13 protein-coding genes are annotated in these 10029 nt (G+C 61.1%); 12 read left to right on the top strand and 1 reads right to left on the bottom strand.

Going from position 1 to position 10029, the window contains the following annotated elements; all coding sequences use genetic code 11:
* Positions 1–425 (bottom strand): aminotransferase class I/II-fold pyridoxal phosphate-dependent enzyme (locus AC1RO5_RS30755; RefSeq protein ID WP_493179520.1); only part of this gene is annotated, 425 nt, incomplete at its 3' end.
* Between the two features lie 311 nt (positions 426–736).
* On the opposite strand from AC1RO5_RS30755, the gene nac reads away from it, so the two are divergent.
* The 12 genes from nac to AC1RO5_RS30695 all read left to right on the top strand — a co-directional run.
* Complete coding sequence (nac, locus tag AC1RO5_RS30750; RefSeq protein ID WP_493179524.1) at positions 737–1642, top strand: nitrogen assimilation transcriptional regulator NAC; 906 nt, start codon at positions 737–739, stop codon at positions 1640–1642.
* 114 nt (positions 1643–1756) lie between these two features.
* Positions 1757–2185 (top strand): acetyl-CoA carboxylase biotin carboxyl carrier protein, encoded by a 429-nt coding sequence (locus AC1RO5_RS30745; RefSeq protein WP_493179518.1) that lies wholly within the window; start codon positions 1757–1759, stop codon positions 2183–2185.
* Positions 2186–2216: 31 nt separating this feature from the next.
* Entirely contained in the window at positions 2217–3569 is a 1353-nt protein-coding gene (gene accC, locus AC1RO5_RS30740) for an acetyl-CoA carboxylase biotin carboxylase subunit (RefSeq protein WP_493179516.1), read from the top strand.
* Positions 3566–4237 carry a 5-oxoprolinase subunit PxpB gene (gene pxpB, locus AC1RO5_RS30735; RefSeq protein WP_493179514.1) on the top strand — a complete coding sequence of 224 codons (672 nt, stop codon included), beginning with the start codon at positions 3566–3568 and terminating at the stop codon, positions 4235–4237. The genes accC and pxpB overlap by 4 nt, the downstream gene beginning before the upstream one ends.
* On the top strand, positions 4234–5205 hold the full coding sequence (locus AC1RO5_RS30730; RefSeq protein WP_493179512.1) for a 5-oxoprolinase subunit C family protein: 972 nt from the start codon (positions 4234–4236) through the stop codon (positions 5203–5205). Before pxpB ends, AC1RO5_RS30730 begins: the two co-directional genes overlap by 4 nt.
* Before the next feature lie 12 nt (positions 5206–5217).
* A complete protein-coding gene (locus AC1RO5_RS30725) occupies positions 5218–5619 on the top strand; it encodes a biotin/lipoyl-containing protein (protein ID WP_493179510.1) in 402 nt (133 codons plus the stop codon).
* A gap of 19 nt (positions 5620–5638) precedes the next feature.
* On the top strand, positions 5639–6406 hold the full coding sequence (locus AC1RO5_RS30720; RefSeq protein ID WP_493179508.1) for a LamB/YcsF family protein: 768 nt from the start codon (positions 5639–5641) through the stop codon (positions 6404–6406).
* 131 nt (positions 6407–6537) lie between these two features.
* The gene (locus tag AC1RO5_RS30715; protein WP_493179507.1) at positions 6538–7290 is read left to right on the top strand and encodes an SDR family oxidoreductase; all 753 of its coding nucleotides are present in this window, start codon (positions 6538–6540) and stop codon (positions 7288–7290) included.
* 117 nt (positions 7291–7407) lie between these two features.
* Complete coding sequence (locus AC1RO5_RS30710) at positions 7408–8109, top strand: amino acid ABC transporter permease (protein ID WP_008073770.1); 702 nt, start codon at positions 7408–7410, stop codon at positions 8107–8109.
* A 6-nt stretch (positions 8110–8115) separates the two neighbouring features.
* Entirely contained in the window at positions 8116–8859 is a 744-nt protein-coding gene (locus AC1RO5_RS30705; protein ID WP_493179505.1) for an amino acid ABC transporter permease, read from the top strand.
* A 23-nt stretch (positions 8860–8882) separates the two neighbouring features.
* Positions 8883–9611 (top strand): amino acid ABC transporter ATP-binding protein, encoded by a 729-nt coding sequence (locus AC1RO5_RS30700; protein ID WP_493179522.1) that lies wholly within the window; start codon positions 8883–8885, stop codon positions 9609–9611.
* A gap of 56 nt (positions 9612–9667) precedes the next feature.
* Positions 9668–10029, top strand: a 362-nt coding sequence (locus AC1RO5_RS30695) for a transporter substrate-binding domain-containing protein (RefSeq protein WP_493179504.1), incomplete at its 3' end; no start/stop codon positions are given.

Here is a 10029-nt window from a genome sequence, read left to right as displayed (position 1 = left end):
ACGGGTTCACCTTCGCAGGCCAGCACCATGTCGGGGTACGACACCCAGTACGGCGCCGGAATCAGCACTTCATCGCCCGCACCGAGGGTGGCGGCGAAGGCATTGAAGATCGCGCTCTTCGCACCGCTGGTGACCAGGATCTGATTCGCACCGTAGGTCAGGCCGTTTTCCCGTGCCAGCTTGTCGACAATCGCTTGGCGCAGCTCCGGGGTCCCGGCATTTTGCGTGTAACGCGTCTCGCCGCGTTCGATGGCGGCGTTGGCCGCTTGTCGAATGTGCACGGGTGTATCGAAGTCCGGCTCGCCGACAACCAGATTGATGATGGACTTGCCTTGTCGGCGCAGTTCGTTCGCACGGTCAGAAGCGGCGCTGCTGGGCGATGGTTTGATACGTTGCACACGGGCGGCGATGCGGGAGGCGGTCACGTGTCGTTCCTCGTTGATGACGTTGACGAGGCCCTACAGTACGAGCCACCACCCAGGCAGCCATAAGACGAGATCGTTCTGGTCGGATAGGAATCGCTTATAGCTGGAACTGGACAGTGTTCGCACCAAGGTGGTGCGATCAAGCCTGTATGCCCGTGGCGGGGGGGCGATCAAGGCCGTCACGATCCAGCCATAGCAAAGGCTTATGGTTGAGCCTTGCCGTTAACCACGCGCGCGATGTGTCGGGGCTGGCCTGGCTCTTGCTAAAGCCTATGGGCTGACTCCCTTTTTTGAGCAAGAGCACCGCCACCGTGAACCTGCGCCGTTTGAAGTATTTCGTGAAACTCGTCGATATCGGCAGCATGACCCAGGCCGCCGATGTGCTGCATGTCGCGCAACCGGCACTCAGTCAGCAACTGGCCACGCTGGAAGCGGAGTTGCAGCAACAATTGCTGATTCGGACCAAGCGCGGGGTCACCCCAACGGAGGCGGGCAAAGTCCTGTACGGCCATGCACAAATCATTTTGCGCCAGTGCGAGCAGGCTCAAAGCGACATCAATGCCACGGGGCATGCGTTGTCCGGACAGGTGTCAGTTGGCCTGGCGCCTGGCACCGCCGCATCGACGCTCTCTTTGCCGCTATTGCGTAGGGTGCGCGAACGCCATCCGGGCATTCTGCTGTACCTCAATGAAAACTTCGGCACCACCTTGAGCGAGTTGATCATGAATGGCCGGATGGACATGGCCGTGCTCTATGGCGGGCGTGAAGTCCATGGCTTGAGCTTCGTCTCGCTGCTGCGCGAGCACCTCTATCTGGTGAGTGCCGACCCTGCTGTCAGCGCTCTCGACGAGATCCCTCTGGCCGACCTGGCGGACATGGACATGCTCCTGCCGCGTCCCTACAACGTCATGCGTCGACTGGTGGATGAAGCCTTCCTGCGCATAGGCCTGAGTGCGCGGGTGGTGGCTGAAATCGAATCTTCGATCACCCTGACCGCTGCGGTCGCCGAGCACTTCGGTTCGACGATCCTGCCCGAGTCCTCGGCGCGGGTGATGGTCGCCGCCACCTCGATGCACATGTGTCGCATTGTCGAGCCCGAGGTCGAGGCGCCACTGGCGCTGTGTCTGTCCGGTCACCTACCGCTGTCGGTGCCCGCGCAGGCGGTCAAGGCGATCCTGCTGGAACTGGTCGCCGAGATGCGCGGCAGCCTGATCTGATTGGTCATAAGGACGGCTTATCACCCCAAAGCCAAAGCGTCTTGGTCGTCGTTCGGCGGGCTCGCTACATTGACCCTATCCACTTAAGACAGCTCGACAGGCAGGGGCCCACGCATGGATTCAGAACGCATCAAGGGGTTGATCGATTTGCTCGCCGAATCCGATCTGCTCGAACTGAGTCTGACCGAAGGTGACAGTACGGTTCGTCTTTTCAAGCAGGCCGGAAAGGTCTTGACCGCAGAGCCGTTGACCGGGCAATCGCCGGTATCGACAGCGCCGCCATCCACGGCAGATACCCCGACGGTGCAGGCCATCGAGGTCAAGGCCAGTCTGTACGGCGTGCTGCATCTGACGCCCGCCGCAGGGGAAGCACCGTTTGTCACGGTCGGCGAGCAGGTCGAAGCCGGGCAGACCCTGGCGGTCATCGAGGCGATGAAAATGTTCCACCCGGTCAAGGCCAAAGCCGCCGGACGGATCGCTGCGATCCTCGCTCAGAGTGGCGCCGAAGTCGAAGCCGGTCAGTCGTTGTTCCGTCTCGACTGATCCCAAGCCCATCCTCTTTCAGGTGAATTCAATGTTCGACAAAGTGCTGATCGCCAACCGTGGCGAAATCGCCCTGCGCATTCAGCGTGCCTGCCGTGGCCTGGGGTTGCAGACCGTGGTCGTGCACTCCGAGGCCGATCGCCACGCCCAGTACGTGCAAAACGCCGATCAGGCCCTGTGCATCGGGCCGGCGTCACCCGGTCAGAGTTATCTGAACCAGGCTGCGCTGCTGTTCGCGGCCAAGGTCAGCGGCGCTCAGGCGATCCATCCGGGTTATGGCTTTCTGTCGGAAAACGCCGGGTTCGCTGAACGTATCGAAGCGGCCGACCTGACCTTTATCGGGCCGAGCGCCGAATGCATTCGCACCATGGGCGACAAGGTTGCCGCCAAACGGGCGATGCGCGAAGCCGGCGTACCTTGCGTGCCGGGTCCGGACTCGGTGATGCCCACCGACGATGCAAGCATCCTGGCCATTGCCCGTGAAATCGGTTACCCGGTGATCGTCAAGGCAGCCGGCGGTGGCGGTGGGCGGGGCATGCGTGTGGTGAAAGAAGAGAGCGAGTTGCTCGATGCCATCGCGCTGACCCGTGAAGAGGCGCGGCTGGCTTTCGGTAATCCGGAACTGTACATCGAGAAGTTTCTCGGCCATCCACGGCATGTGGAAATCCAGGTGTTGTGCGATGCCCATGGCCACGCGATCTGGCTCGGCTGCCGCGATTGCTCCTTGCAACGTCGGCACCAGAAAGTCCTGGAAGAAGCGCCGGCACCTGGCATTGACCCCGAGCTTATCGCCAAGGTCGGCGAACGCTGTGCGCAGGCTTGCCGACAGATCGGCTATCGCGGCGTCGGTACTTTCGAATTTCTGTATGAGGACGGCGAGTTCTTCTTCATCGAGATGAACACGCGGCTGCAGGTCGAGCACCCGGTGACGGAGATGACCACCGGCATCGACATCGTCCAGCAGCAACTGCGCATGGCCCGAGGTGAAGTGCTTGAGCTGCGTCAGCAAGACGTGCAGCTCAACGGTCACTCGCTGGAATGCCGGATCAACGCAGAAGACCCGATCACGTTCATGCCGACCCCAGGACTGATTCAGCGCTGGGAAGTCCCTGGTGGTTTCGGTGTGCGGGTCGACTCCCACGTCACCACGGGTTATCGGGTGCCGCCTTACTACGACTCGATGGTGGCCAAGGTCATCACCCACGGCGCGACACGTGATGAGGCCATGGCACGGATGCGCCTGGCCCTGAGTGAAATGTACGTGGAAGGCATCTCGACCAATATCCCGCTGCACCGCGACATTCTCGACGACCCGGCGTTCTGCAGTGGTGGCGTAGACATTCATCACCTGGAGCGCTGGCTGCAACAACGGAGTCCGACATGAGTACTGCTTCTGTATCGCTGCGTCCGCACATCAGCCTGCTGGGGTCTACGGCTTTGCTGTTCGAAGCCCCCGGCGAGCTGGATCTGGCACCGCAACAACGCATTTGGAGCCTGGCCTTGCAGGCCGGGCAATGGGCCGACATACACGAAGCGGTCCCCGGCATGAACAACCTGATGCTGACCTTTATCAAGCCGCCGCGCGATCTCAATGGGCTGTGCGAGCGATTGCTTGAGGCCTGGGAGCAAAGCCAACCGCTGCCACTCGAAGGGCGCATCGTCGAGTTGCCGGTGGTGTACGGCGGCGAATTCGGTCCGCACATGAGTGATGTGGTGGCGCACACCGGACTGGATATCGACACCATTGCCAACCTGCATTGCGAGCCGCTGTACCCGGTGTATGCGTTGGGCAGCCATCCCGGCTATTGCTATCTCGGTGGCATGGACGCGCGTCTGGCCACGCCACGGCGCCAGGTGCCGGTGATCAGTATTGCAGCCGGCTCCGTGTCGATCGGCGGGGTGCAGACCGGTGTCTCCGCATCGGCCGGTCCCAGCGGCTGGAACACTATCGGCAGGACCGAAATGTCGTTTTTCGACCCGACCCAAAACCCTCCGGCCATGCTGCGGCCCGGCGATATGTTGCGCTTGCGCATCGAGAGGATCATTCGATGATCGAGATTTTATCGGCCACCGCCCTGGCCACCGTGCAGGACTTCGGCCGCTTCGGCAGCCTCGGTTACGGCGTCGGGACTTCTGGCGCGATGGACCATTTGGCGCTGGCGTTGGGCAATCTGCTGCTGGGTAATCCCAAGGGGGCGGCGGCCATCGAAATTCCGCTGTTTCCATTCGAGGTGCGGTTTGTTCAGGACTGCGCCTTCGCGGTGACCGGTGCGGCTTGCGAAGCCACCCTCGACGGTCAGCCATTGTTGCCATTCTGGGTAGCGCAGGCTCGGGAAGGCCAGGTGCTGAGCCTCGGCTATCCAACCTCCGGCAGTCGCGCTTATCTGTGTCTGGCCGGCGGTGTCGACGTGCCGCAGGTGCTCGGCTCGCGCAGCACGCAATTACGCGGTGAGTTCGGTGGCTTGCAAGGGCGGGCCTTGCAGCAGGGCGACCAGCTCTCGGCGCTGCGTCCCGGCATGAGCGCGCTGCCCACGGATTTTGGGGTCGTGTCACCCAGTCAGGCCTTGCCATTGCAACGCGATGGATTGCCCGCGATGCGGGTACTCCCGGCGGCCGAATACGAGTGTTTTCTGGATGAATCCCGGGCGGCATTCTGGTCCGGCGAGTGGAAGGTCACGACCCAGAGCAACCGCTACGGCTATCGGCTCGAAGGCGCGCCGATCCTGCCCAAGGCGCCGATGGAAGTTCGCTCCCACGGCATCGTCCCCGGCGTGATTCAGGTGCCCCACGGTGGCCAGCCGATCATCCAGATGCGCGACGCGCAACCCAGTGGCGGTTATCCGAAATTCGGCACGGTGATCGAGGCCGATCTCTGGCGCCTGGGCCAGGCGCCGATCGGCAGCAAGGTGCGCTTTATCGAGTGCAGTTACGCCGAAGCTGTCGCAGCCCTGGAAGACAATTCGCGCTATCTCGCGGAGGTCGGCCGCTTGGTTGACCTTCACGGGCTGGCCTCGCGTTAAGGACATTCAGACATGACAAATCAGGAAATCCGCCAGTTGGCGGTGTGGCTCAAGGAGAATCACCTGGCTGGCGCGGAAATTCGTCGTCCGGCGCTGCATCTGGTGCTCAAACGTAGCGTCGACGAAGTCGCGGAACCGGTTCAAATCGCCACGCCAGAGACATTAAAGGCACCGGAGGAGCTGTTAAAGACTCCAGGTCTGGGCCGGTTGCTGCTTAAGCACCCGCAACAGAGCGAGGTGCTGGTATCGGTCGGCAGTCGAGTGGAGCGAGGGCAACTGGTCGCTTTGCTGCAAGTTGGCGATCTGCTGTTGCCGGTCCGCAGCGAGAAGGCCGGACGGCTGGCGGCGGTATTGACGGTGTGTGGCACGACGGTGGGCTTTGGCGAGGCGTTCATGCGCCTGGACGCGGCATGAGCGGGCGAGGAAAGAAGCAATGAAAATTGATTTGAACGCTGATCTGGGTGAAGGCTTCGGCCCTTGGCGCATGGGCGAGGATGAAGCGTTGATGAGTCTTATCTCATCGGCCAATGTGGCATGCGGCTTCCATGCCGGTGATCCGCTGATCATGGACAACACCGTGCGCCTGGCCAAGGCCGGTGGCATCGATCTGGGCGCCCATGTCGGCTTCCCCGACTTGATGGGCTTCGGTCGACGGCAGATGAACATCGAGCTCAAAGAGCTGGCGACCTATGTGGTTTACCAGCTCGGCGCGCTGGCCGGAATGGCGGCGGTCAATGGCCACCGTATGACGCACATGAGCTTTCACGGCGCGCTGGGGAACATGGTCGCGGCCGACTCGGCACTGGCGGATCCATTGGTGTGTGCGGTGGCGGCGTTCGACCCGACGCTGATTATCAGTTCATCGAGCAGTCGTGCCATCGAAAACGCCGCGGACAAATGTGGGCTGCGGGTCGCCACGACGTTTCTGGCCGACCGCGCCTACGACGATGACTGCCTGCTGGTGCCGCGCAAGGTCCCGGGGTCGGTGATCAAGGAGCCGGCGGCCGTGCTGCAACGGGTTCGGCAGTTGCTGGAGGAGGGCACCGTGACCAGTCTCAATGGCAAGCGCATTGCGGTGCCGGCGCACTCGATCCTGTTGCACGGCGACACGCCTGGTGCCGTGGAACTGGCCCGCACCATCCGTCGTGAAATCGAGCTGGCGGGTGGCTGTATCACGCCGATTTCGCAGCTGTTGGCGTAACGGTTGCACGGTCATAAGCAGGGCTTATTGCCACACAGTCATTCCGTCTTGGTCCACGGCTTCAGGGCTGGATAGAGTCGAAGTCATCGCGATCACCGAGTGATCCGCACACGTAATACGAGGACAACTTCATGCCATTTTCAGATTACAAAACCGCGCTGGTGACCGGCGCTTCTTCCGGAATTGGCGCCGCCGTCGTCGAGCGCCTGTGCCAGGAAGGCGTGCAGGTGCATGCCTTGGCTCGCAGCGCTGACAAGCTCGAAGAGCTGGCCGCGAAAACCGGCTGCATCGCACACGCCATCGACGTCACCGACCTGGCCGGGTTGACCCGTCTGTTTGAAACCCAGCAGTTCGACATTTTGGTGAACAACGCCGGGGTCGATAAACCGGGTTCGATTCTTAAGGCTGACGCCGAAGGCATCGACTTGCTGATCGACGTCAACCTGCGGGCGGTGCTGCACCTGGCGCGCCTGGCGTTGCCGGGGATGGTCGAGCGTGACTGCGGCCACATCATCAACATCAGTTCGATTGCTGCGGCGTACAACTTCGGTGGCAACTCCACGTACCACGCGACGAAAGCCGCCGTGAGCATGCTCTCGCGGCAGTTACGTATCGATGCCTTCGGCAAGCGGGTCCGGGTGACCGAGATCTGTCCAGGGCGAGTGGCTACTGACATCTTCGCCCACGTTCACGGCGACTCCGAAGAAACCTACAAGCGCTTCGTCGAAGGTTTCGAGCTGCCCCAGGCCAAGGACATCGCCGACGCCATCGCGTTTGCCATCGCCGCACCGATATCGGTCAACGTCGGGCACATGGAAATCACCCCGACCTTGCAAGTGCCCGGTGGTCTTTCCACGGCTCGCCCGCAGAATTACCAGGGCTGAGCGTTTCCCTGCGAAGCACGCACCAGAAGAACGGATCAATCCGTCACGCGGTACCCACGTCATGGCTCGCCAGACGCTTTTATTTCTGCCCTAGCCCAATGCCCGTAGGGATTGACCATGAAGCATGACTTCGATTTGGCCGCGGTTCTGCAAGGCGAATATGCCGAGCTGATCGTCAAGGGCATCGAAATAACTCTACAACTGGCGCTGTTCGCCTGGCTGCTGGCGATGGCCCTGGCTCTGTTGCTGGTGACCGTGCGCCTGACCGGTAACAAGCTCGCTGATCGTCTGGTGGCAGGTTACGTGTCTTACCATCGCAACGTTCCGACGCTGGTGCAGTTGATGCTCTGGTACTTCGGTGTGCCGACCTTGCTGAGCGAATCCACGCAACTCTGGCTGGCGAACTACAGCACCGAATACCTGTTCTCGGTGATTGCGCTGGGGCTGTGTCAGGCGGCGTATTTCTGTGAAGACATCCGCAGTGGCCTGCGCGCCATACCGGCGGGGCAGACCGAAGCCTCCCGGGCGCTGGGGTTGGGGTATGTACGTTCGATGCGCTATGTGATCCTGCCGCAGGGCGTGCGTAATTGCCTGCCGTCGCTGATCAACCACACCGTGCTGTTGTTCAAGAACACCAGCCTGGCGATGGCCATCGGCGTGGTCGAGCTGACCTACGCCACCCGCGAAGTTGAGAACTACACCTTCCGCACGTTCGAGTCCTACCTGGTCGCCACGGTGTTCTACCTGGTCTTTTCACTGCTGTTGATGGGGCTCGGCGCGCTGTTGGCGCGACGCTTCAACAAAGCGCTGGCGAGGTAGGCGGCGATGTTCGATCTTTTCTCGATTGTGCAGCAGAACTGGACCCTGTTTCTGATCGGCCAGTACCCGCACGGCCCTCTGGGCGGGTTGGCGAGTACGTTGATTCTGGCGGCATTGGCGCTGTTGCTGGCGTTCCCTTTCGGCTTGCTGCTGGCGTTGGCTCGGGTGTCGCCGTGGACCGGACTGCGCTGGGCTGCCACGGTCTGGGTGTATGTGCTGCGGGGCATCCCGCTGCTGATGGTGATCTTCTGGACCTACTTCCTGGTGCCGTTGTTGATCGGCCACAACATAACCGGGTTCGTCACCATGCTCTGCACGTTGGTGATTTACCAGAGCGCCTACCTGTGCGAAATCATTCGCGGCGGCATTCAGGCGCTGCCGTCGGGTCAGTACGAAGCGTCCCGGGCCTTGGGCCTTGGGTATCTGCGCACGACGATCTGGGTGATCTTGCCGCAAGCGTTGTACAACGCGCTGCCCAGCCTGATCAGCCAGTTCATCTCGATCATCAAGGAAACTTCTCTGGGTTACGTGATCAACGTCCAGGAAGTGACCTTCGCCGCCAACCAGGTCAACAACCAACTGCTGACCAAGCCGTTCCAGGTGTTTTTCATCCTGGCGATCATTTACTACCTGCTCTGTTTCGGTCTGACCCATCTGGCCGCCTGGGTGGAACGCCGTATCGCTCGCAAACGTCTGGGCAACGCCGGCCAAGCCGTGGCTGCCGACCCCTTGCTGGCCATTGATAATTGAAGAGGGTTGCGTCCATGCATCCAATGATCATGTTTTCGAACATCAACAAATGGTACGGCGAGTACCACGCACTGACTGACATCACCGCCGAAGTGAAACCCGGTGAAGTGGTGGTGTTGTGCGGCCCGTCCGGTTCCGGAAAATCGACGCTGATCCGCACGGTCAATCGCCTGGAAGACATCCAGAAAGGCCAGATCCTGTTCGACGGCCAGGATGTTCACGGCACTGACGCTCACATCAATCGACTGCGCAGCCGGGTGGGTTTCGTGTTCCAGAGCTTCAATCTTTTTCCGCACCTGTCGGTGCTGGAAAACATCACCCTGGCGCCCAGCAAAATCCGCAACCTGAAAGGCTCGGCCGCCAAGCAGCAGGCCATGCAATTGCTGGATCGGGTTGGCCTGGCCCACAAGGCCGGGGCCTATCCGGCGCAGTTGTCCGGCGGTCAGCAGCAACGGGTGGCGATTGCCCGGGCGCTGGCGATGGAGCCGCCAGTGATGTTGTTCGATGAACCCACCAGTGCCCTTGACCCGGAAATGGTCGGTGAAGTGCTGAGTGTGATGAAAGGCTTGGCCAAGGAGGGCATGACCATGATGTGCGTGACCCACGAGATGAACTTTGCCCGTGAAGTCGCCGACACCATCTGGTTTATGGACGCGGGTCAGATTCTGGAAAAGAGCACGCCCGAGAATTTCTTCAGCCAGCCGACGCATCCACGCGCACAACGTTTTATCGCCGATTTGCGCGCTCACTGAGTCGCAACGGTTTTGCTTCTTCTGCCATCCGACTTTCCAATCCCAGGAGTTTTTTCATGCGTATGAAGTATCTGTTTGTCTCGCTGGCGTTAGGTCCTTTGGCTGTTGCGGTCGCGCAGGCCGATCAATTGAGCGACATCATGGCCAGGAAGTCGTTGAGCTGTGGGGTGTACGCCGACGTGCCACCGTTCTCCGCCCCGGATCCGAAAACCCGCGAATTGGTCGGGATGGACGTCGATTTGTGCAAGGCCTTGGCCAAGACCATGGGCGTGGAACTGGAGCTCAAGCCGCTGTCCGTCGAAGCACGGATTCCTGAAGTGAAAATGGGGCGCGTCGACGTGATTTTCGCCAACCTGGCCTACACCAAGACCCGGGCGGACCAGATCCAGTTCAGTGATCCGTACTACATCGCCAAGGA

This window comes from Pseudomonas sp. GW822-FHT02G04, assembly GCF_058802085.1.
This window is presented reverse-complemented; position numbering and strand designations above follow the sequence as displayed.

Coding starts and splice junctions, on each gene's coding strand:
- AC1RO5_RS30745 (WP_493179518.1), top strand. CDS start 1,757: ATGGATTCAGAACGCATCAAGGGGTTGATCGATTTGCTCGCCGAATCC.
- accC (WP_493179516.1), top strand. CDS start 2,217: ATGTTCGACAAAGTGCTGATCGCCAACCGTGGCGAAATCGCCCTGCGC.
- pxpB (WP_493179514.1), top strand. CDS start 3,566: ATGAGTACTGCTTCTGTATCGCTGCGTCCGCACATCAGCCTGCTGGGG.
- AC1RO5_RS30730 (WP_493179512.1), top strand. CDS start 4,234: ATGATCGAGATTTTATCGGCCACCGCCCTGGCCACCGTGCAGGACTTC.
- AC1RO5_RS30725 (WP_493179510.1), top strand. CDS start 5,218: ATGACAAATCAGGAAATCCGCCAGTTGGCGGTGTGGCTCAAGGAGAAT.
- AC1RO5_RS30720 (WP_493179508.1), top strand. CDS start 5,639: ATGAAAATTGATTTGAACGCTGATCTGGGTGAAGGCTTCGGCCCTTGG.
- AC1RO5_RS30715 (WP_493179507.1), top strand. CDS start 6,538: ATGCCATTTTCAGATTACAAAACCGCGCTGGTGACCGGCGCTTCTTCC.
- AC1RO5_RS30710 (WP_008073770.1), top strand. CDS start 7,408: ATGAAGCATGACTTCGATTTGGCCGCGGTTCTGCAAGGCGAATATGCC.
- AC1RO5_RS30705 (WP_493179505.1), top strand. CDS start 8,116: ATGTTCGATCTTTTCTCGATTGTGCAGCAGAACTGGACCCTGTTTCTG.
- AC1RO5_RS30700 (WP_493179522.1), top strand. CDS start 8,883: ATGATCATGTTTTCGAACATCAACAAATGGTACGGCGAGTACCACGCA.